The sequence below is a fragment of the Luteibacter sp. UNCMF366Tsu5.1 genome, assembly GCF_900119235.1.
GTDB classification, from domain to species: Bacteria; Pseudomonadota; Gammaproteobacteria; order Xanthomonadales; family Rhodanobacteraceae; genus Luteibacter; species Luteibacter flocculans.
Window position 1 is genome coordinate 447,446 of sequence record NZ_FPIS01000003.1, and the last position, 23,472, is coordinate 470,917.

The window sequence follows — 23,472 nt, forward strand, 5'->3', positions numbered from 1 at the left end:
CGCGCTATTGAAACGTAGGAGACCCAAGCGTTCCATGGCGGTTCCGCATCAGGGGAATGACGTCATGGAGGAGGCGACGCGCATGTCCACGGCCATTTCGCGAGCCGGTATGGTCGATAGTCTTCGAGCTCTCGTCACAGTGGCTTGCCTTGGCGTTCTACTGCTAGTAGCAGGGTGCGCCAGGATCGTCCCCTATCGCACGCAAGCCACGTCTGTATCCCCCATCGATTGCACCCCGCAGGTCGTGGACGAATCCAGCGACGAATTGGGCGCGGTCGATAGCCGATGCGATCGACTTATCGTTGAGCACGCGGCGGGTCGGAATGACGTCGGGTTAGGACCATACGACCTTAACTTCGTCGAATTCGACGACCAGGGCCTTCCATTTCCGGCGATCCCACAGTTTGGCGACGCTTCCCGGCAGATTGATCTTTCCCTGGACTCACTCAGGCGATCGCCGGTCGAGCAATCCACGAGCGTCGTCGTATTCGTTCATGGATGGAAGCACACAGCGCAAAGCTCGGACGCCAACGTCCGCTGGTTTCGCATGGTCCTTGGGCAACTCAGCGCGATGGAAGCCCAATCCGCTTGCAAGATGAAGGTCGTTGGCGCGTATGTGGGGTGGCGCGGCGCTGGAACTCGTTTTGAGTCGACAAACTTCATTGGCGATGGCATCGAGTCCGCCACCACTTTCTGGAGCAGGAAGAATGCCGCCGATCGCGTCGCGAAAGGAAGTGTCCGTGAGCTGTTCGGACGCCTTCGATCGTTCCAAGACGCGCGCAATGTCGCGTGGAATCAAGAGGTCGAGAAATCGATAGACGACCCCGATTACATATCAGGCATAGGTGAGGATCAATGCACGAAGAAAGTTCGCCTCACCATCGTGGGGCATAGTTTCGGTGGCTTGATCGTCTACTCCGCACTGTCGCCATCCTTGGTGCGCGACATGACCGACCTGAAGGAGAACATTCGGCGGCGGAAGGACCAGGGTCTACAGCATGACCCTCCCTTCAGCAGAGAAGGCGATGTCGTCATCGCCATCAATCCGGCCGTCGAGGCGGCGGTATTCGCCCCTCTTCATCGCGTGGCATTCGATGAAAAGGGTGGCAGCGAAAGGATTGGCAGCTACCACTCCCCGGTCTTCGTTTCGATAACGAGCGTTAATGATCAAGCGACTGGAGCGGCGTTTCCCTTTGCCCGCATTTTCTCGACGCTGTTCTATCGCTATCCGCAGGGGGCGCGGATGGAGCGAGTCGCGGCCAAGCAGACCATCGGACACGACACATACTATATCGACTACGACCTTACCTATGACCATCGAAAGCCGACGGCCAGCAGTTACCTGACACTTCCTCCGACGGAAAGTGGTGACTGGAAAACGCGAAACATGGTGAAAGAAGAAGATGGGGGAAAAGGGCTGGACTGGACGGAACTCGACGAATTTGCGCGAAAAGTGAGGGAGGCAGCCGGCGATGCCAACGAGGCGGGGGTATATCCGCGGGTGATGTCCGCTTGGGAGGCGGAGGACAGCGGAAACGAATATCGCAATGCCCTGATTCTGACCCCGCGAAATGAGGCGCTTAACGTCAACGTGCCAGTCTGGAACGTCTCGACGGGTAAGCCGATAGTTAACAGCCATTCGGATCTGCGGAACCCACTTTTGATGAGGTTCTTGCGGCAGTTATACGGAGAGGGACTGAGGCCCGATCTTGCCCGTAAGAAGATCACTCCGTAGGGGCGGCGTAATGAGATGCACTGAATGCGGGGTGTCTCGATCACTTCGCCTGTTTTCAGATTTGTGGTGGAAGAATCGATTCGTCAGAGGCGACGCGACGGTTGCGCCTCAATGGCAACCCGCCACTCTTCATCGTGAGCGGCTGTCCTCGCTCATGCTCAACTCGTAAGCCTCGTCACTCCTAATGATTCGAATCGACCTGGGTATTGTCTTCCGCCTCGGTGGGAAGCGAACCTTACTGAGATTTCGACAAATGCCGCACCTCCTTGATCAAAGACCGTGCATCTTCTTCGACCGCAGAGTTTCCGCAGATGTCTATAAAGTTCGTAGGAAGACGTTCTTTCCCGGCCATCTCGATCATTGAAGATTGGCTTATGAAGAGAAGATATGTCTTCCCGGTATCCATGGGGAACCTGGCAGTCGTGTTTTCCGACAACAGCTGGATCGTCCGCTGCGGCGTACCTTTGAAGGTCTCTAATACCTGGACCGAATAAATTGTCCACGCGTAGCCCTCCGGATCGTCCGGTTCGGAAATATTACGCGCGGCTGTGACTCGCCCCGTGATAACCGCCGCCGCATCCTTGAACTCGGCGGCAACCGTCGGCTTTCGATAGATGGCGGTCGGGCCTGCGCCATATTCCCAGCACGTGCCGTAAGAAGCAGGCGATATCGCGCCTATCGCCATCATGAAGGCAGGCAAGGCAAGTCGCTTGAATGAGCCCATTAATTCCCCTGAGCAGTTTTGCGAACTGCGGCGATCTCACGAAATGGGGCAAGGAGCGACGAAAAGCTGTCTGGACAACGGTCATTCGGTAGAAGAGCGAGGGGTGAAACCTTGACTAGTAACGTGAACGCATCGAAGTGGTCGCAGCCGGCCCACTTGCCACCCCAACATTTTTTAGTTTCTTACCACTACTAGGAGGGCTCCTCCGAAAGGCGCTTATCAAAGGCGTCGCTTGTAACCTACATTAGCTCTCCCGTGCATGAAGGCAGTTCGGCTGCTACTTGTCGATCGGCCCGGCGATGTTCGCTTGAGGTCCAAAGCGGACGCTGGCCGCGTCGCTATTCGGCCCGACGGACTAGAACCAGTTCTTCGTCGTACTCTGGGTAGTGCACCAGCCCGGCAAAATCGGTATCGATCATTGCTCCGGTGCCCAGGTACTCTCAATCCTCGCCACCCGGCAAATAGCTCTTGTCCTCAATGGCAGCGATCACTAGTCCGTGATATCGACCATCGATCTCAACCACGTCACCAGCGAGCACTCGTTGTCCATCCGCGTACTTCATCGCCTGTCTCCGTACGGTCCATTGCCAATATAATGAATCTTCTGCACCTTAGTTGAATAAATATGAGCATGTACCGGATCTCCGCCTTCCAGCCCATTTCCTTATCGCTGACGAACAGGAGCACGTTCAAGATCAAGATCAGGAATGTCGATTGCTCACTCAGCCTCCAACCGGTGCATGGTGACGTCGGTGAGCGCTTCAAAATGGGCGGGTCCAATGTTGTTTTGGAGTTTTCGAAAGACATCCCAAAAGGTGATCTTGTCGTGGCAGCGCGAGAAGGTCTGCATTTGATAGAGGACTTCCAGTCCGCACTCTCAGTTGTTAGCGGCGTTACATTACGTAATGTGCGCCTTCTGCAAGTTGCAAGAATCGATACGTCGACGCATGAGTGCGAATTTCTGCAATTTTTTGACATTGATCCGCTGCATTGGCCTCGTGATATCACGTCAGAAGATTTGAACAACGCTAGGCACCTTTTGAAGCATTGGGATGGATTGCCTACCGGCGCGCGCCTGAGGCGGGGAGCAAGGCGATATCGAGATGCCATTGGCAATGTCGACGATGACGTATCAGCCTTTCAGGACACCTATGCCGGGCTCGAAGCTCTTGAACCTGCCCTTGCCCCGCTCTATGGCCTTGACCCTGGCACAGAGACGCTGGACGGGCAATGTGCTCATTGCAAGACCGCCTACCAATACAAGAAGACTTCGCTGGTAGGAGTGCGCGCATTTATCTTGGATACCACTGATGCCAGTCAAGCAGAAGAGGGCCGTAAGCACGACTGGAAAAGAATGAATGCTCTTCGTCACGACATAGTCCACAGTCTCAAAGAAGACGAGGCCATTGATAAGAGCGCACGCTCTGCACTTATGGCTGGAATGCACTATTTGCATGACGCTATATGCGTTGGGTCACATGCTAATGGCCTCACCTCGCTCGGGTATAAGGTAGCCCGAGGACCAATTAAGTATGCTGCGCATGGTTTCTATGAACTGCAGTCTTTGCCTGAGCTCTCAGAATGGAAGAGCGTGCTACTTCTTCAAGACGTGGAGTGGGTATCTCATCCCACCCACAAGTTCGTCCCGCAAACGCGCCTTCGAAATCCCGGATTGGAAAACCTTCGGTTGAGGTTAGTCTACGTTGATGGCGACTTTTCCGAAGCTACGATGAACTCGCTGCACACAGCTGCCATCGAACGAGATTAGCTATTCTAACTTGCAGCACATTTCATTCTCAGAATGAAGCAGCTTGGCAAAACTTGGAAAAGGATATTCCGTGGAGGTCGCATTCCGAACCGTTGATTAAAGAAAGGATTCCTAAAGCTCTACGTAGCAGGGGTTCGACCTGCTCGCTCAGGAGCAGCCCGGCGTGAGGGGGTGGCAGTACCGTAGAACCGGGGTTATTCTATCGACGCTGCCCGCTACTTAAGTGCCTGGGGGAAGGAATCTAAATGGCCAAACTAACCGTTTCCGAGATCAGGGAGGCTGCAGCCCGGTGCGCGCCCCTGGATACGGTCACTGCGGGGAACGTCCTCCAATGCGCTGCGCAGCACAGAATCAAGTACCGAGCTCAACAGCCTGTCACCACTAGTACCCGAATCATCCGTCCGAATCAGTACGCCCCAACATCCAGGGCACTTGGCGACCTTGAGAGCCTCCCTCTTCTCCAGGGCCTAGCATCGACGGTTTGGGCATCGTGTTCGGGCAGGAGAAACCGGTGCCCGACAAACCGCTAGCTCCCTTCTCTAAGGTTTCAATCACACGACGCATCCGCTCGCTCGGCCAAGTAGCCGAGCGACATCACTGTGACGCTACGACTATTGTAGGGACACTATCGCACCTTTGGTGCAGAGCTTCGTTTCCCGCACTCCGAAAGCCAGCCCTTCGCTACTCCAAAGAACTCGCAGCCGAGGCAGAGGTTGCAGAATTTGTAGCGATCTTACGCGGCATGACTTTTCTTGACGCCACATACTGGCTTAGCTCCTCGTACGCTCTGTTAACTACCCAGGGCTATCAGAAGGAGTTAGCGATGTTCTTTACACCCACATCGCTAACGGACGGTCTTCTCAACGACCTGACTGAGCAAGGAGTGGATTTTGGTCGCCAGTCGTTCATGGACCCAGCGTGTGGGGGGGCTGCGTTCCTAGCCCCCATTGCCCTGAGGATGCGTGCCGCCCTAAAGAAGCGCGGACGAACGCCGTTACAATCACTCAGACATATAGAAAGACACCTTTCGGGAACCGATCTTGATGCCACGCTTTGCGAGCTTTCCAAGCTCTTTCTATGTATGGCACTTCATGACGATATCCAGAAGACGGGCTACTCTCCGGCATTTCGAGTTCGCCAGACTGATTCGCTGCACGGACTTCGTACATGCTTTGGGAAAATTGACGTCGTTGTCTGCAACCCTCCCTATCGAAAGATGAAGGCCGCGGAGCTGGATCCTTTACGAGAAACGTATGCTGACGTCATTGAAGGTCAACCGAATCTCTATTGCCTGTTTATCGCACTTTGTCTGCGCCTTCTCCGTGCCGAAGGCCATGCGGCGCTAGTTACGCCGACAAGCTTTCTATCCGGCCAGTACTTCACGAGCCTACGAAAATTTCTCATTAGCAATTCAGTAATCGAGCACATAGGCGTTGTTAGTGACAGGCAAGGCATCTTTATTGATGTTGAGCAAGAAACAGCCATGACAGTTCTGCGCCGGCGATCAGAGAAAGGTCGGTCACAGACTAGCGTTTCAGTGGTGTCAAGTTCCGGCCAATACAGGAACGTAGGGAAGTGCTCATTGCCAAGCGACGGAGCGGTTTGGCCAGTTCCGCGTGCAACTACTGACGTGCCCTTACTTAAGGCCGCATCAGCAACAGCTTTTCGACTATCTGACTATGGATACAAAGTCCGGATTGGCGCTTACGTCTGGAATCGAGACAAACGCCCGAAGTTTGAGACGCAACAGGATGTAAGAAAAGCCAGGGCCCATACTGCCATGCCACTGCTTTGGTCGAGAGATATCGTTCCAGGAAGGGCCGTCCAACTCGATTCCGTATCAGCCCGTGATGGAGAGCACCGATTTGTAGACATGGGCGACAAAATGCACTCCTCCGTGGTGTCGTCTCCGTGTGTCGTAATACAGCGTGTCACGTCGAACGATCAGCCTCGACGCCTAGTCGCTGCCGCTGTGTCGCCCGATGTCTACAGAAAGCATGGAGGGTTTATCGGCGAGAACCACGTCGTCATAGTCGAGGTCACAGGCGATAAGCCTCATCTATCGCCCACCAAACTGGCGAGCCTGCTCAGCACATACGTGGTGGACCGAAACTTTCGATGTATCTCGGGCGCAACCAATGTCTCAGCATTTGAATTGAATCAGCTTGCGCTGCCAGATCCACAGGCTGTTAAAGACGCCCTCGCTGAGAAGGTGACTATGGAAGAAGCGGTGAAGCGTGCCTTCAACCTATCTGACGTGGCAGGCCCCGCCAACTAAGCTGAGTGCTTGCAATGGCCAAATTCAGATCTCTAGCGGAACGCCAATCAGATCGAGCCAAGGCCCGAAATAAGACTAGTGAGCGTGTGCAAGAGATATCCTTGCGCTCGACGGGGACAAAAGAACGAGCGCCGAAATGTAAGCCACCTGCGATATCTCCGTCTGATGTGCCGGATCAGCCAGCTCGACCTGATCGGCCGTGGGCACATGTTCGATCAGGTGATGCTTCAATACAGTACAAAGTGCGTACCTCGAGTGAGCCTGTAGGTCTACAGCCATGGGCAAGGGAGCTGGTCGACACGCTACTCACCGCTGCGGATCATGGTGGTATCACCCTTTGCCTCGCCTGGCCCGCCAAGCTTGCGGGATTGCCACTCCTTCATGCGCTAGCAAATATAGAGCGTGTATTTGCTAAGGATTTGCGGGGCCTGAGAGCCCTACTCTATCCAGGTAACTACGCCTGCCGCACGCCCCTTCAGAGTGTTCTCGCTGATCGAAAGGATCTCAACGAGCTCTTCTGCAGCCTTTGGGTCATGAGTGACAACGGCTCGCACGAACCAGAAACGCACACTTCATCCTCAGCATTTCTCGCGGTCCTGTCCGCACTCAACGATCTAGATCAGCACAACCAAAAATTATCTGATCCATCGTTGGCAGAACTGATTCCCACCTTTGTCTTTAGCCCGAGTAATCAGTCCTGGGAAGCGGCCGCAGCCAATCCTCTCGAACGAACGCTATCGAAAGTCAAGAACTTGGCAATTCGACGTCGCCTTCGAGAAAAGGTGAACATGGAATGGGGCGTGCCAGCGAAGGCTCCAGGAGCGCTACTCGTTATGCATCATGCGGCGAAGCGAGCAACATGGCGCACTTCGCTCAATGCGCTAGGTGCTCACGGGCGCCCTGAAGTACTTCTTCTAGATGCCACCGACGCATCAGTCCGCTCCGATTACAACGCTTCCATGCACATCCCCGATTTCCTCCTTGCCGCGAGGAAGTTTGGCATGGACGAAGCCGGTGCCGTCATCGTTACCGATGACCCGAAGACATTCTTCATCCTTCGCGGCAGGATGGTCGACTCAAAACTGGACTTCTCAACGAAGGTCTGGTCCGCGGAAGCACAAGAGGCACTGCTTTCAGCCCAACCAGTTCCGCCTGACTGGAAGCCCGCTCAACGAAGCAACTCGAACTTCAACGTATACATTGTTGATCGCGATGCGTCCCAAGTTGCGCTCGCATTTCAGCGACTCACGGCTTTCGCCGGAAGCGAAGATGATCCTGCTCATAGAGCGCTATTGCAGGCCTGTATGTACATACTTCGCCTATCCAACATGCCTGCCGGATATATGGATCTAAGCGCCGCAGAGACCGAGGAAGGATTCGGCAGACTCAGCAACCATGATTCTTGGACGGCAGTGAAATTGGCGCTTCAAACGGCGCTAGCGTCCGGATCGCTCAACAGCGTCCGCCTTAAGGTGGAAGACGTCGTCAAACGTGCCGAAAAGCTAATTGATGACTGGCGTGATGCAACCCCGTTAGCGTCGCGCTTGCTAGTCGAGGTTAAAAAGCATTCGACGAGCTACCGTCAAACATTCGCGATTATTCTTCCAAGCAATAAGTATGTGCTGCTATCCCGGCGCTTCCTCCAGCGCAAGTTAGCGAATGATTGGGATGCAGCTGAGCCACATATGGAGTTGCATACGCTAGCAACAATCAAAAGGATGCCCGCTGATCAACGGAATGGAAAAGACTTTGCCTTCGTCGGCATAAATGCCGACGTTCTTCGCATCCTAATTACAGATTCAAATGTTCCACACGGAACGACTATTTTGGTTGCTTATCAGCAGGCCGAATCTTCCCTCAAGACGCTGAAGTCAATGAAGGAGATCGAAGCGTTCAAAGCTTATAGAGGGCGCATCGGATTGCTTGCTCAGCAGCTTGAGCAACGGCTGTCTGAGGTGCCCAATCCAATTGATATCGGCAAGCTTCGAGAAATGTCGATGACTTTTAAGCTTGATGGAGTTCAGAGCAGTGGACAGAGCGACCAGCAAGCGGATTACAAGTTTGACTTGGAAGGTCGCGGAAGAACGTACGTCTCTTCATGGGTCTATCGCTACCTAGCCGACGAAGATCCGCCCTTCAGGCGTTCGTTGGCGAGCGCCATTCAACCTGGTGATTTCGTCTTCGAGATGAGTGACGAGCTTCGTGCCAAGGTGGAATCGTCTCTCCAGCTGGATAGTGCCGGAGTGAACTCTATCGTCGATCCGGTTCGCATGTTGCTCAAGTTGTATCACGACGATGTGCAAAGGCGTTGCGCGCTATTGTTTGGCACCAAGAAGCGGTCCGCGCTCGCGCGCGACGTTCACGCCAAGATGATCGAACTCGACGCAAGAGCTGAAAGCTGCCGACTTGGCCGTGTGTACTACTGGCTCGCCTTGCAGGCTAAGGATGATACGCGACCCCACGCGGCGAAAGACTCAAGCTACTTCAAGGTCTTTTGTCGGGCGTTGGGTATCGGTGACGAGGAAGCTGAGCAGCATTGGATCTTTGTACGCAGCGCGCGACGCCTAAATCAGTACCTCGGCCGCGAGCTAGTAGCTCGATACGCCGAAATCCTTTTTCAGCCAGAGAGCGCTGTCGCCTATCGCAAGGTGCCAAAGGACGTCATTCATGAGCTCCAGCAGGAAGCGCTGCGTTGCGTCTATAGAGTGGAACGCGTGGAACCACCTTCGCATCCAAAGGGAAAGACCAGTGTCCATCCTTAGTGAGAACTCGCATGGCATTCACCCCGCCTACAAAGAGGCGGTGGTTGATAGCTTGCTTAATAATCTGTCCGCACGACTCGCCGGCCGCGGCAGCTTCTACGAAGTAATTTATGGGGCAAAACCCAGCGCCACGCTGATGTCAGAATTCATCGTACCGATGCCCGCAGAAGAGCGTGGCGGCGACGAGGAGGCGGATCCAATTCGCATAAGCGCGCATGGCATGGATTTCCAGATTCGGGCGGCTGCCAAGGATGCTTCGCTTGGGGTATCGCTAACCGGCGCGGTATATGTCCGCATTCTACCTACTGAGGAAGAGGTTGGACCTGGAGGCCGTCTAGAGGCGACTTTTCCGTTGACCAGAGAGGCACGCGCCACTGTCCGCAGCAAGGTGAGAGACGCACTGACCGAGCTCATTGCAGCGCTACCTGGCGGCAAATCCCATCCGGACTGGGCAATGAGGAGTTATGAGGCTCGCCGGGCCGCCTACGAGTCAATGGGACTGCCGTTCGACAACCGGCTCGATCGTGCGTCGGAGCGCGAAGACACCGAGGCAGAAGGTATAGAAGAAGCCAGTGTGGAAGAGACGGTCGAGAGCGAAGCAAGTCCAATTCAGGAGATCACCGCGGAGCTAAGCACACCGGACAGGTTGGCGGAAGACATCCCGCCTCCACCGAAATGGTTACGCCTCGGGCTCGCCCTCCCTTCGTTCACCTTTACGCCGATGACGGCAGAAGGCGACGCCAAAAGAGCAACCGATGCCTTAAATGAAGCCATCAATAAACAGCTTGCAGATTGGGCAGTGAGTACAGATCCCAGTATGGGTGGAAAGACTTGGGGATACCGTCGGACCCGAGTGCTGCCGTCTGACGTGCGTGACTGGAAGAACTACCTGGATAGGGTACGCACCTCCAACCTTCCAGTGGTCATACCGAAGATTGAGCTGCGCTGGGTTGTCCAGACTGCGCAAGATCCAATCGACAAAGGCCGCACGACGATTCATGTTGCATTAGAGAACTGGACGACACCGCTCACCAAGACCAATTTTAAGGAACTTGAGCCTTCGCTTTTTCAGGTTTCTGTTGTCGTCGATGTGCCATCTACCGATCACAAATTCCTGCATCTTGATCGCGTGAAACCGTCCTATCGCTATAACGAATATTTGAAGTATCCGGCATTAGGGTTTAACGGTGGTGTCACCCTCACTACTGAGGGCTCACTACACAGACTGAAGACTAATTGGGCACCCCGCTATGTGCTGCCAAGAATCCGGCCGACCGACGGCGCGGTCCAGTGCAATATCGAAAAGTTATCGCAGCCTGACTGCTTGAATGGTCTGTTGCCACTCATTGCGGCTTACGAAGCATGGCTTACGGAAGTTGAGCAGCACCCGGTGGATCATGGGGTAGAGGGTCCCAATGCCGTCGAACAAATCGCAGCAGAACGCGAGAAGCTCCATCTTGATCTCGCGGCGTGGCGTCGGGAGTTAGCAGCCATTCGCTGCGGCTTGGAAATCCTCGAGAAATCTCGCGGAAGTTGGAGTGGCCCTGGCCCACAGAAGTCTTCGCTTGGAATCCCGTTCGAGGCGTGGATATCGATGAATACCGCTATGGCCAAAGTGGCCAGGGCGAAGGGCTATAAAGACTGGCGGCTGTTCCAGCTCGCATTTATCCTCGCGTCCATTCCTGCATTCGCCACGCGCATTCCGGAGTTCCACGACTTTTACACGCCTGAGGTTGCTAAGAACGCCAATGCAGTCACACTGCTGTATTTCTCGACCGGCGGCGGCAAGTCTGAGGCATTCCTTGGTCTTCTTGTATACGTACTCTTCCTTGACCGCCTTAGGGGTAAGGACAGAGGCGTGACGGCATTGATGCGCTACCCGCTGCGCTTGCTAACGCTTCAACAGGCGCGCCGGACGTTCACCACAATGGGTGCTGCTGAGGAGGTTAGGCACTCGCGGAGGCACCCCGGTAACCCGTTTTCATTGGGATTCTGGGTGGGTGGAAGCAATACGCCCAATTGGCACTCGGATGAAGGATACGGCGAGGTCCCTAGCGATAGCGAAGTCCCTCCAAGCGAGGAATCCAAGCAATTAGAAATCCAGCCCTACAAAAGTGCTCGAGAGCGCTGGCTGAAATTATCGTCCTGCCCTTTCTGTGGAAGTAAGAATGGCAACCTGCTCGCTCTACGGCGGCATTCCGGTAGTGGATCCAATGCAATGGGTCACTATTGTTCTTCATCCAAGGAAATTTGCTCGTGGAACGCTCGGTTCACCAAGCCGACCCCATTGCCCTTCTACATCGTTGACGAGGACATTTATGAACTAGCTCCGTCAGTTCTTCTTGGTACGGTCGATAAGCTCGCAGCCATCGGCCAGTCGCAGGGTACTATCCGAAGATTCTTCGCGATGTTCGGTTTCGCCCCGCTAGTTAAGACAGCGAGCGATCGCCTATATGTGCCGATGAAATTTAAGGACTGGGATGGCCATCCTGGCAATGGCACTGCCCCCTTATTTCCGTCTTATTCTTCGGGGGACATTCGATTCTTCGATCCTTTCCCAGCCTTACTTATTCAGGACGAAGCACACCTCCTTGATGAGTCGCTTGGCACGTTCTCCGGGCTGTTCGAATCCGCTCTTGAAGCAGGTTTCGATCAACTTGCCCCCCTGCTAAAGGGCAAACTGGCATTTGAGCCAAACTCAACGGCGCGCAGAAAGATCAAGGTTATTGCGGCATCAGCCACTGTTAGCGAACCACAGAGGCAAATGCGCAACCTTTATCAGCGCGACAACACAGTGCAGTTTCCGTACCCAGGGCCTACTCTTTACGATTCGTTCTATGCAACTCCTCTTCAGCCGAACGATGCGCCTGAAGACGCAGAGCGGGTCCCCATTGCGGTCGACGATGTGGAAATGCGGAGTCACTGGGCACGCGTTTACGCGTCCATTCTAACCAATGGACACCGCCACACAGTAGCGATGGCCTCGGTCCTTGGGCACTACCATCTCATGCTCACGGCTCTCTATGAGTCCCTTCGTAGCGGAGATGCAACCAAGGAAGAAGCTGCGCGTGAAGAATTGGTCCGCTGGGTATCACATGGACCTTTGGAGAATCAATTCGCTCGGCTCCTGGCCGGTTCCAATGCTGCAACGCTTCTTACGTTGGTGAACCTGCACCGTATCGCCCTGACTTACGTCACCAACAAAAAGGGTGGCGACCAGGTTATTGACACCGAAAGAGTCCAATTCGAGAAGCTTCACCGTGACCAGGGATACCCGGATCATGTACTGAACTCTGAGCTTATTTCAGGAGCCGTTTCAGCTGCAGACATTCAGGACATAGTCCGACGCGCCGAAACCCGCGTTGGAACCAAAGAGCCATTTCCCGAGCTAAACGACACCCTACGGTCGGTTATTGCCACGTCCGCCATATCTCATGGTGTTGACGTTGAAGAGTTCAATGCGATGTTTTTCGCCGGCATCCCGTCCGACATCGCTGAGTACGTCCAAGCTTCATCACGTGTCGGTCGCACCCATGTTGGCTTTTCATTGCTGGTCCCAGTACCGCAACGATATCGAGATCGATTTGTTCTCGAGATTCATGACATTTTCCATCGATTCCTCGAGCGAATGATTCTGCCAGCGGCAGTTGATCGTTGGGCGGAGAATGCCCTCATTCGCGTAATGCCAAGCTTTTTCCAAGAGTTTGTTTGCGGCATAAACGCCATCGAGCTCTTGTGTGCAGCCGATGACGACAAGAAGAGAAATTGCTGCACGTATTCCATGGCAGCCGAAGTACGGGACTTCTTAGCCTTACCGGCCAACATGAAAGCTACTGAGGCATTTATGGAGAAGGCGCTTGGCCTATCATTCTCGCCATCTCCTGAGGGCAAGAATTACTATCGATCAATGCTCAAGGGGCAACTAACTCACTACCAGCAGGATCTTGATGTCGAGCGGCTGGTCAATTCAACCCCACTGGTTAGGTTCTTCGGTGCCCGTAACAGCCTCCTCCGTCCGATGACATCGCTACGCGACGTAGATCAGCCTGGACTGATCCACGAGTCGCGCTTGGATGTCTCTTACAAGCTCGTGAAAGATGGGGTGACTGCTCGAGTAATGACCTTCATCCGGCGTGGCTCAGGGGCAGACATCGACTCGACGGACAATGCCACTGAGGCCCGTAGCTGACGGAGATAATTAGAGTGGCCAAGGCAAAATCGATGAACCGGTCCCGCAACCAGCTGGCGACCGCGTATGCACCGGAAAGTTTTTTTACCTTCGAGGGAGGAATGGGTGCTTGCATTGCCCGATCAGCTGCCGGCGAAACCATACAGCTCTCAGAGCCGACTATAGACTTGATCTTTGAACGGATAAACGAACTCGGCCGAGCCTGGTTCAACGCCGCCTTATCAGCGAGAGATGGCGACCCGACCAAGCCGCGCATTCTCCCTGGACAGTGTGTCGACCAAGCACTCCTTAATCCCTCCAGGACAGAATTTCAGCTTCCCGGCCTAGATCGCTTCTACCTATGCCGGCCATCCCACATGGAGTACACACCGGCACCACTAACGTTCGTGTGCAGGACTTGTGGATTGTTTCAAGACTATGAGTCGTTAGGTAGGCTTGACGATGACCTGAAGTACTTGACGCCAGAAAACTGCCGCAATCCAAAAAAGAAAGGCGTTTGTGACTGGGAGCAACTGGATGTCATCTTTGTGCATTGGTCAGGCCACTGGGAAGCGGCATTTCCCGGGCAATGGTACTGGAGTGACCGCGATTCCAAGGTCATAAAGCGATATGACAGCTGCGTTTGCGGAAGCTCTCAGTTCCGGCTAAATCGTCGCTCAGCGGGGATTGGTGACTGGTTCTTCGAATGTGCCGCCTGCGACAAGCCGCTGTCGCCAAAGTGGCTACAGAACGACCGAGACACACTGCGCATCATCGGACCTGCGATGAAATCTGACCGACTGACCGAGGTTCGTATGCAGGCGACACCCTATCGGGCATCGAGCGCGTACTACGTAAAGTCAGACCTCTTTATCGACTTTAAAGACGGAAGCCAGCAACTTCTAACACGACTTCGTCCAGGCCGCGATACTGAGCTGAAGGACGTTATAGCTAGGCTATACGGTTTTGCATCTCAGCCAATTACCGAAGATGACGTAAAGAGGGCGTGCGACGGAAAATCTGAATGCACGAAGGATCTCTTGGATTACTTGGCTGCCGGCAATGCAATTCAGACGATCGAGCTGCAGATCGACGCCATGACCGAGTCTCTACGCGCTGCAATGAGAGACCTTCTTGATACTGCATACAATAATCGGCAGCGCATCGTCGATGACCTTCGCCAAAGGCAGATTCTTTTGCCAAAGACTGACCTCCCCATAGCCGTCGTATCAAACATTCGGGACAGACAATCCAAGTTTGCGTCTAAGTTCGACCCTTTTCGCCTTGCCATCGAGCACGCCGCACTTAAAAGCACACGTCTCGATGTAGAAAAAAGGACGAATGGCAAGAAGCCCTATGTATCTTTTACAAGACTCGATGAAGACCTAGCACCCGAAGATAAGGACAAGACCGGCGAGGTGCAGAACGCCACTCGCTCCCTTTTGGATAAGCTCGGCTTGGAGGATATGGGCCTTATTCGAGAGTTCGATCTATGCCGCTTTAGTTTTGGCTACTCTCGAATGGAGCCGGCTCCTATTCTTCGAGACAAACGCGGCATGGACATGCCGGTCCGTCTAAACTTGTTTCCTCCAGTTAGGCAGAATGACGGCACGCGGTTTCCCGTGTATGTCGTTCAACAGGGCAACGAGGCCATTTATGTTCGCCTTAAGGAAGAACTTGTTCTCGAATGGCTGCGAGATCTAGATTGCCCCGACATGTTCGACCTGAACGCTGGCGAGAGAATTGGGGCCGGACTACTTAGTGCTGCGCAGCCGATGAGTTCATTCCTAGACAACTTGTCCGAGTCTGTGACCCCGCCTGTTTACCTGTATCTTTACACGCTGCTTCATAGCTATTCGCACCTGCTGATGAAGCATATGTCGGAGTACTCCGGCTTGGACTTAGGCTCGTTAGGCGAGTACATCTTCCCGGCCGATCTGGCATTTGTCGTCTACCGGAATGGAACAACCATGGACCTTGGTAATCTTTCCGCGCTCTGGCGCAACGCCGGCTCTTCAATGCTAACGGCTATGCTGAGTTCTAAGGCGACTCTTTGCGGCACGGGATCCCTATGTACGGAACGAGGCGGTGCATGCCCAGACTGCTTGATGATGCCCGAAACTTCATGCATCGCTGGCAACAAGCTTCTCTCGCGATCCGTTCTAAGATCTGTCGGTGGCAAGCCGCGCCTCGACAAACGCAGTTCGCCGATTCGTGGCTTTCTGGATACCATCAAGACCTCGACTGCTTGAATGTCGACGCAGAAGCTGACTGCCTTTGAGCAATCCATCGTCGCCGGCCTGGCTGACCAGGCTGGACTTGCCGCCTCGATTCTAGATACCTCGTCCGAACTGTCGCCCCCCGTTAGTTAGTGCCACCCATAACCCAAGGTCGCCGGATTGTGTTGTTGCCTGAACTCGACGGGCGTGAGTCCGCCCAGGCTGTCGTGGGGTACTTCCCGTTTGTAGTCGACCAGCCACCGCTCGGCTTGGTCGCGCACGTCGCTCAGGTTGCGGAAGACATGCATGTCCAGCACGCCGCGACGGAAGCTACCGTTGAAGCGTTCGATGAAACCGTTCTGCATGGGGCGCCCCGGCTCGATAAAGTCGAGCTTGATGCCCTTTCGTTCGGCCCACTCGGCAAGGACCAGGGCAACAAACTCAGGGCCGTTGTCCAGGCGAAGCTTCGCAGGGTAACCGCGCCAGGCCGCTACCCGCTCCAGCGTGCGGATAACGCGCGACGCGGGTAGGTTCAAATCGATTTCAACGCCCAAGGCCTCCCGGGTGAAGTCGTCGATGACGTTGAAGGTGCGGAAGCGGGGGCCGTCTCACAGGGCATCGGACATGAAGTCGATGGACCAACTCCCGTTTATTGCCTCGCCGGCCACCAGCGGCATGGGATGCCGTGTCGGTACGCGCGTCTTGCCACGACGACGGCGGTTGAGCTGCATCAGGCAATACACACGCCAAACCCTCTTGTGATTCCACGGCAAGCCGCGGCGACGAATGACCTGGAACAGCTTGTCGACCCCGCGCTCGGGAAACCGCTCCGCCAGTACGGCGATCACCGGCTCGTCGCGATCCGGGTGCGCCTTGTAGCGCAGCGCCGATCGCGACACACCCAATGCCTGACATGCCCGACGCTCACTCCAGCCTTGTTCTCCCACCAACCAGGCCACGAGCGGGCGTTTATGCGCCGGGTCTACAGCTTTTTTGCGATCAGTTCCTTCAAGCCGTGGTTTTCCATGGCCATGTCGGCGTACATCCGCTTGAGCTTGTTGTGCTCGATTTCCAGATCACGCAGTCGATGCACGTCCGATGCCTCCATGCCGCCGTACTTTGATTTCCTGGCGTAGTAGGTCGCCTCGGAAATGCCCAGATCACGGCACACGTCTTTGACCTGCCGCCCGCCTTCGACTTGCTTGAGGGTGGCGACAATCTGGTTCTCGGTGAATTTGCTCTTGCGCATCGTGGGTCTCCTTGGGCTTAGTTTGCCCGGAGACCTCGGTTATGTCTGGACCAAGTTTACGGGGAGGCGACACTCAAGCGTAGTTCTGCGCTAGGCGCAAAACTAACGTTGAAAGAATATGCGGAACGTATCGCAATCATTGGTGGGCCCACCAGGATTCGAACCTGGAACCAAGGGATTATGAGTCCCCTGCTCTAACCGTTGAGCTATAGGCCCTGCGCGGGCGAGAAGTCTAGCCGATAGGGCGGTGGGTTGGCATGTCGGCGGAGGCTTGCTTGCGCACGGTCTATCTCAATTCCTTCGCCGCCATACGCCCGGCGATGCCGAAAACGCGGCCATGTACGTGCCGGCTCCTTTACGCCGCCGATACGGCGTAATCTGCACCCGAGCGACGGCGTCTGGCTGAAGCACTTACCGAGGTGTCGTATGAGCAAGGGAATGGATTCGAAGAAGAACGAAAAGAAGAAGCCTGCCAAGACCATGAAGGAAAAGAAGGCCGCCAAGGACGAGAAGAAGCGCAATCAGCGCTGAGGCGCTTGCGACGCGCTCAGGCGCGTCGCGAGTAGTCCATGTTGCGCAGATCCTCGAGCATGGACGGGCCGGTCGGGTGCCAGTCGAGTGCCTGGCGGGTCCACGCGCTGGAGGTGGGTAGATCCATGCCGACGAAGCCGCCCATCCAGCCGTAGAACCCGGGGGCCTCGTCGGGCGCGATGGAGGTCACGGGGATGCCCAGTCCTTCGCCGAGCACTTCGACGATGGCGCGGGTGGTGATGCCTTCCTCGTCCACGGCGTTGTAGCGCGAGCCCGGTGTGCATTTCTCGATGGCGAGCCGGTAGAGCCGCGCCACGTCCGACACGTGCGCCGCGGGCCAGCGGTTCTGGCCGTCGCCGACGTATGTCGCCACACCCTTGCTGCGGAAGATCTCGACCAGCGGGGTGACCAGGCCTTGCCGTTTGGTGTCGTGTACCTGCGGAAGGCGCATGACCGACACGGCGATGCCTTGCTCCAGCAGTTCTGCGCCGGTCAGTTCGGTCGCGATGCGCGGGTTCGCATGGGCGGTGTTGAACACGTCCTCGGTCGCGAGTTGCCCCGGGCCCTTCGAGCCCATGCCGGTGCCCGAGGTAATCAGCAGGGGGCGGTCGCTGCCTTTCAGTGCTTCGCCCATCGCCCGGATGACGCGGGCGTCCTTTTCGCAGTTGGCGGCGAAGTTCGAGAAGTCGTGGTCGAAGGCGGTGTGGATCACGGCATCGGCCTGGGCGGCACCGGCCTGGACGCTCGCCGGATCTTCCAGCTCCCCGCGATGCACCTCGGCGCCCGCCGCACGCAAAGCCTCCGCGCCGACGTCCGAGCGAGTCATGCCGAGCACCTGATGCCCCGCCTGAAGCAGCTCCGGAATGACGCGTGAGCCGATGAAGCCGGTGGCGCCTGTCAGAAAGATACGCATCGGGGTGTCTCCAAAGTCGGGAAGGCGTACGATGGGCCGCACACCGATACCGGTAAAGTAGTGACGTTATCCGGGTATAAGGACCAACAGGCTGCGATGTCCGCGTCTCCCCACAACCCGCTCGGCACCTTTCTTCGCGATCGCCGTACTCGGCTTGATCCCGCCGCCTTTGGCGTCATCGGCGGCCGGCGGCGCACGCCAGGGTTGCGCCGTGAAGAAGTGGCGCAGCGGGCGAACATCAGCCCCACCTGGTACACGTGGCTGGAGCAGGGCAGGGGCGGCGCACCGTCGGCTGACGTACTCAACCGCATCGCCGCGGGATTGATGCTGACCGAGCCGGAGCGCGAGCATCTCTTCATGCTGGCGCTCGGTCGGCCGCCCGAGGTGCGTTATCGATCACCAGAGGGCGTATCGCCGCGTTTGCAGCGCGTGCTCGACGCCTTCGAGGCCAGCCCCGCCATCATCCGCACCGCGTTGTGGGACGTGGTGGCGTGGAACGAGGCGGCGGCAACCGTCTTTACGGACTACTCGCAGCTGCCGCCCGCGGAACGCAACATCATCCGCATGATGTTCTCGAACGAGCGCGTGCGTTCGCATCAGGAAGATTGGATGAGCGTCGCTCGCTTCGTCGTCGGAGCGTTTCGCGCCGACGCGGCGCGTGCCGGTGCTACCGCGGAGATCGGGCAGTTCGTCGAGGACATGTCGCGCATCAGCCCCGAGTTCAAGGCGATGTGGCAGGACAACGACGTGCGCGGCCACGGTGAAGGGCTCAAGCGCCTGCATCTTCCCGACCACGGCTTGCTCGAACTCGAATACTCCGCGTTTGCCGTGGACGGCCGGCCCGACTTGGGCATGCTGGTCTACAACGCGGTAGACCCCGCGGATGCCGCGCGCATTCGCGGGTGGATCGAGGCACGTCGACAGCAACGCCATGCATGAGCACCACGAACATCATGAGCACCACGAACACGGCCCGATAGCGAGGCGCTTCATCGCGGCCCTTCTGGCCCTGATCCCGCTGCTCACGCTCGCCGCGTTGTCGGTGCCGCATTTCGAGGAGCCCGTGCCGCTCACGCAGGCAGCGGCATCCGCCAGTATGTATCGGCCGGCTGTCGCACTCTGGCTCAGTACGGCGGACCACCGCTACAAACTCGCATCGCAACCGGACATCCCCATGGGCGCGGCGGATGCATCGCCCGCCGATATCGTGATCGAAGCGGATCAGACCTATCAAACCATCACCGGTTTTGGCGCGGCGATGACGGACGCATCGGCGTGGCTCATACAGAACAAGCTATCCGCGTCGAAACGCAGCGCACTGTTGCGCGAGCTATACGGCCCGCCGCCGGGACTCAACTTCAACATGATGCGGCTGACGATCGGCGCATCGGATTTTTCGGCGCAGTTCTACACCCTCGACGATCTCTCGTTCGGGCAGACCGATACCGACCTTCACCACTTCAACGTCGCCGCGAACCTGCCAGACCTTATTCCCACGGTGCGCACGACGCTGGCGATTAACCCAGGTCTTCTCATCGTGGCGTCGCCGTGGAGCGCGCCGGCATGGATGAAGACCAACGAGAACCTCATCGGCGGCGAACTGCTCGAACAGTACGAGGAGGTGTATGCGGATTACCTCGTGCGCTACCTCGATCTCTATCGTCGGTACGGCATCCCGATCTACGCGCTGACCTTGCAGAACGAGCCGCATTTCTCGCCGATCACCTATCCGGGCATGCCGATGAACGCGGAAACGCGTGCGCGCATCATCGGGAACTACCTGGGGCCGAAGCTGGCGAACCGCACACCGAAGACGCGCATCCTCGACTGGGATCACAACTGGAGTCACCCGGAAGAACCCCTCGCGGTGCTGTCGAATCCGGCGGCAGCACGCTACGTCGATGGCGTGGCATGGCATTGCTATGAAGGCAGCCAACACGAACAAGGGCGCGTGCATCGCGAGCACCCGGACAAGGACACCTTCATTACCGAGTGCTCGGGCGGCGACTGGGCGCTGAGCATGAATGGCGAACTGTTGTGGTTCACGCGCAATCTTCTCGTCACCGGCACGCGGCAATGGGCGCGGGGGGTGATTTACTGGAACCTCGCCCTCGATGAGAACCATGGTCCGCATCTCGGCGGATGCAGCGTGTGCAATGGCGTGATCGAGATCGACTCGCGTACCGGCGAGGTCACGCGCAACGACGAGTATTACGCACTGGCGCATTTCAGCCGCTTCGTTCTGCCAGGTGCCGTGCGGATCAAATCCAACGACACCGATGCCGAGAAAGGCATCGCCAACGTGGCGTTCCGTAACGAGGACGGATCGATCGTGCTCGTGATGGTCAACATCCGCACCCATGCTCGCCGTGTATCGGTAACGCAGGGGAAGAATCGCTTCGAATACGAGATGCCACCCGAAAGCGTGGCGACCTTCGTATGGAATCCCGAGCCTGTCGTGGCCTGGGTGCGTCGCGGGCTCGAGTGGCTGGGGCCTGGCCGTCTGGCGCAACCGACCGTGCAGTAAGTCGCGTGGCGCGTTGAACCCATAAAAGAAAACGCCCGCTTGCGCGGGCGTTTTCTCGTCTGCCTCTCGAACCGCGATCAGTCGATGTCGAGGAACGAGCGCAGCGTTTCCGAGCGGCTCGGATGACGCAGCTTGCGCAGTGCCTTGGCTTCGATCTGACGGATGCGCTCACGGGTCACGTCGAACTGCTTGCCGACTTCTTCCAGCGTGTGATCCGTGTTCATGTCGATACCGAAGCGCATGCGCAGCACCTTGGCTTCCCTCGGGGTGAGGCCGGCCAGCACGTCGCGCACCGTTTCCATGAGACCCGTTTCCGTCGCCGACTCGATGGGCGAGCTGGCATTGGTGTCTTCGATGAAGTCGCCAAGATGCGAATCTTCGTCGTCGCCGATCGGGGTTTCCATGGAGATCGGTTCCTTCGCGATCTTCAGGACCTTGCGGATCTTGTCTTCCGGCATCTCCATTTCCTTCGCCAGTTCTTCCGGCGTCGGCTCGCGGCCGAACTGCTGGAGCATCTGGCGGGAGATGCGGTTCAACTTATTGATCGTTTCGATCATGTGCACCGGGATACGGATGGTGCGCGCCTGATCGGCGATCGAACGGGTGATGGCCTGACGGATCCACCACGTGGCGTAGGTCGAGAACTTGTACCCGCGACGGTATTCGAACTTGTCCACCGCCTTCATCAGGCCGATGTTGCCTTCCTGGATGAGGTCGAGGAACTGCAGGCCGCGGTTGGTGTACTTCTTGGCGATGGAGATCACGAGGCGCAGGTTGGCCTCGACCATTTCCTTCTTGGCGCGGCGAGCTTTCGCCTCACCGACGGACATGGCGCGGTTGATTTCCTTGATGTCGGTCAGCGGCAGGTACAGGGTGCGCTCGATCTGGGCGAGCTTTTCCTGCTCCGCGTCGATGGCCTCGCGGAAGTTCTTGATGTTCGGCGACCACTTCTGGCGCTTGCGCGACAGCTCGGCGGCCCACTCGAGGTTGCCCTCGTTGGACGGGAAGCTCTTCAGGAACTCGGCGCGCGGCATCTTCACCTGCTTGACGAAGATGTCCATGAGCACGCGCTCGTGGTGACGGATGTCGTTCACCACTTCGCGCAGCTTGCGCACGAAGCTGTCGATGAGCGCCGACGGAAGCTTGAGGTTGAGGAAGGCTTCCGACATCTGCTCGCGGATCTTCGCGACCTTCTTGTCGTTGATCTCGGCCTTGGGCGCAGCCTTCTGGAACTTGGCGTGCAGCGAGCGCAGTTCTTCCATGCGGCGCTTCACTTCTTCCGGGTCGGGACCGGTCGGGCCGGTGTCCTCGTCCTCGGTAGCGGCCTCGACTTCTTCCTCTTCGTCGGCGGCGTCGCCATCCACTTCCACGGCGGCATCGGCTTCGGCCTGGGCCGCGTCGGCAGCTTCCTCGAGATCGGCGAAGCCGGCGAGGATCTCGCTCAGGCGGCGCTTGCCTTCCACGTGCTGGTCGTATTCCTCGAGCAGCAACTGGATGGTGAGCGGGAAGCTGGCCAGCGCGGTCTGGACCTGGCTCAGGCCTTCCTCGATGCGCTTGGCGATGGCGATTTCGCCCTCGCGGGTCAGCAGCTCGACCGTGCCCATCTCGCGCATGTACATGCGGACGGGGTCGGTGGTGCGGCCCACCTCCGCGTCCACAGCCGAGAGCAGGGCCACGGCTTCTTCGGCCGCGGACTCGTCGTCGGTGCTGGTGCCGGGGGCGGCGCCGTCGGAGATGGTGTCGGTGTCCGGTGCGGAATCGTGGACTTCGATGCCGACGCCCTTGAGCACCGCCATGATGTCTTCGATCTGCTCCGGATCGACGATGTCGTCGGGCAGGTGGTCGTTGATTTCGGCGTAGGTCAGGTAGCCCTGCTCCAGACCCTTGGAGATGAGCTGTTTGATTTCAGACTGTTGCTCGTGAGCTTTATTAGTCATGCCGACCGCCGCGGGTTACAGGAACCGATCAGTATAGTCATTTGATGATTTTTTGACCAGTTTTCAAGTGGATCGGACTCGTCGGGGCAACGCAAGAATCGCGCCAGTGGGCCGATTCGGCCTGGCATTCGCGCGTGTCGACGAGGGGAAGGGGAACGCCTCAGCGCACCTCCAAGCGGAAGGTCACCGGGCCGTCATTGATCAGATGAACCTTCATATGGGCACCGAACCGTCCGGTTTCCACCCCTGGCTGCGCGGCCTTCGCCAGCGCCACGAGGCGGTCGAACCAGCGCCGGCCTTCCTCGGGCGGCGCGGCGGTCGTGAAGCTGGGGCGCATGCCCTTGCGGGTGTCCGCCGCCAGGGTGAACTGGCTGACCAGCAGCAGGCCACCGCCGGTCTCGGACAGGGCGAGATTCATCTTTCCCTCGGCGTCCGAGAAGACCCGGTAACCCCGCAGGCGTTCGAGCATGCGCACGCACTGGGCTTCGCCATCGCCCGGCTCGACGGCCACGAGCGCCAACAGCCCGGCGCCGATTGCGCCCACGGTTTCGCCGTCGACCTCGACACGTGCGGATTCGACGCGCTGGATCAGTGCAATCATGGGCAGGCTAGCGGCAGATGGGCGCCAAGCTTAAGTGGCTTTGATGGGGACGTGAACGCT

The 23,472-nt window shown here is 57.1% G+C and carries 12 protein-coding genes, 1 tRNA gene and 1 pseudogene; 8 read left to right on the forward strand and 6 right to left on the reverse strand.

Annotated features, from left to right (window positions below):
* Positions 1-244 precede the first annotated feature (244 nt).
* A complete protein-coding gene (locus BT115_RS15700; RefSeq protein ID WP_143144593.1) occupies positions 245-1,735 on the forward strand; it encodes a hypothetical protein in 1,491 nt (496 codons plus the stop codon).
* Positions 1,736-1,970: 235 nt separating this feature from the next.
* Here BT115_RS15700 and BT115_RS15705 read toward each other — a convergent pair whose 3' ends face one another.
* Positions 1,971-2,459 carry a hypothetical protein gene (locus BT115_RS15705; protein WP_072323552.1) on the reverse strand — a complete coding sequence of 163 codons (489 nt, stop codon included), beginning with the start codon at positions 2,457-2,459 and terminating at the stop codon, positions 1,971-1,973.
* 631 nt (positions 2,460-3,090) lie between these two features.
* Here BT115_RS15705 and BT115_RS18505 point away from each other — a divergent pair.
* The 5 genes from BT115_RS18505 (at position 3,091) to BT115_RS15730 (ending at position 15,687) form a co-directional block, all read left to right on the forward strand.
* Positions 3,091-4,227 (forward strand): hypothetical protein, encoded by a 1,137-nt coding sequence (locus BT115_RS18505; protein WP_143144594.1) that lies wholly within the window; start codon positions 3,091-3,093, stop codon positions 4,225-4,227.
* 742 nt (positions 4,228-4,969) lie between these two features.
* Positions 4,970-6,505, forward strand: coding sequence for an HsdM family class I SAM-dependent methyltransferase (locus BT115_RS15715; RefSeq protein ID WP_255369453.1), 1,536 nt, complete (start codon positions 4,970-4,972; stop codon positions 6,503-6,505).
* Between the two features lie 533 nt (positions 6,506-7,038).
* Positions 7,039-9,267 (forward strand): hypothetical protein, encoded by a 2,229-nt coding sequence (locus BT115_RS15720; RefSeq protein ID WP_177257430.1) that lies wholly within the window; start codon positions 7,039-7,041, stop codon positions 9,265-9,267.
* Positions 9,254-13,456, forward strand: coding sequence for a DEAD/DEAH box helicase (locus BT115_RS15725; protein ID WP_072323554.1), 4,203 nt, complete (start codon positions 9,254-9,256; stop codon positions 13,454-13,456). Before BT115_RS15720 ends, BT115_RS15725 begins: the two co-directional genes overlap by 14 nt.
* Before the next feature lie 14 nt (positions 13,457-13,470).
* Positions 13,471-15,687 (forward strand): hypothetical protein, encoded by a 2,217-nt coding sequence (locus BT115_RS15730; RefSeq protein ID WP_072323555.1) that lies wholly within the window; start codon positions 13,471-13,473, stop codon positions 15,685-15,687.
* 116 nt (positions 15,688-15,803) lie between these two features.
* On the opposite strand, the pseudogene BT115_RS15735 reads toward BT115_RS15730, so the two are convergent.
* The 3 genes and pseudogenes from BT115_RS15735 to BT115_RS15750 all read right to left on the reverse strand — a co-directional run bounded on the left by BT115_RS15735 (position 15,804) and on the right by BT115_RS15750 (position 18,347).
* Positions 15,804-16,903 (reverse strand): annotated as a pseudogene (locus BT115_RS15735) (IS3 family transposase).
* Between the two features lie 140 nt (positions 16,904-17,043).
* Positions 17,044-17,119, reverse strand: a tRNA-Ile gene (locus tag BT115_RS15745).
* A gap of 331 nt (positions 17,120-17,450) precedes the next feature.
* Positions 17,451-18,347: an SDR family oxidoreductase gene (locus BT115_RS15750; protein ID WP_072323557.1), complete on the reverse strand. Its 897-nt coding sequence runs from the start codon at positions 18,345-18,347 to the stop codon at positions 17,451-17,453.
* Between the two features lie 96 nt (positions 18,348-18,443).
* Between BT115_RS15750 and BT115_RS15755 the strand changes: the two genes are divergently transcribed.
* The gene (locus BT115_RS15755; protein WP_072323558.1) at positions 18,444-19,286 is read left to right on the forward strand and encodes a helix-turn-helix transcriptional regulator; all 843 of its coding nucleotides are present in this window, start codon (positions 18,444-18,446) and stop codon (positions 19,284-19,286) included.
* A complete protein-coding gene (locus BT115_RS15760; protein WP_083527520.1) occupies positions 19,279-20,874 on the forward strand; it encodes a glycoside hydrolase family 30 protein in 1,596 nt (531 codons plus the stop codon). The genes BT115_RS15755 and BT115_RS15760 overlap by 8 nt, the downstream gene beginning before the upstream one ends.
* A 77-nt stretch (positions 20,875-20,951) precedes the next feature.
* Here BT115_RS15760 and rpoD read toward each other — a convergent pair whose 3' ends face one another.
* Positions 20,952-22,811: an RNA polymerase sigma factor RpoD gene (gene rpoD / locus BT115_RS15765; protein ID WP_072323559.1), complete on the reverse strand. Its 1,860-nt coding sequence runs from the start codon at positions 22,809-22,811 to the stop codon at positions 20,952-20,954.
* 160 nt (positions 22,812-22,971) lie between these two features.
* Complete coding sequence (gene dtd / locus BT115_RS15770; protein ID WP_072323560.1) at positions 22,972-23,412, reverse strand: D-aminoacyl-tRNA deacylase; 441 nt, start codon at positions 23,410-23,412, stop codon at positions 22,972-22,974.
* Positions 23,413-23,472: the final 60 nt, after the last annotated feature.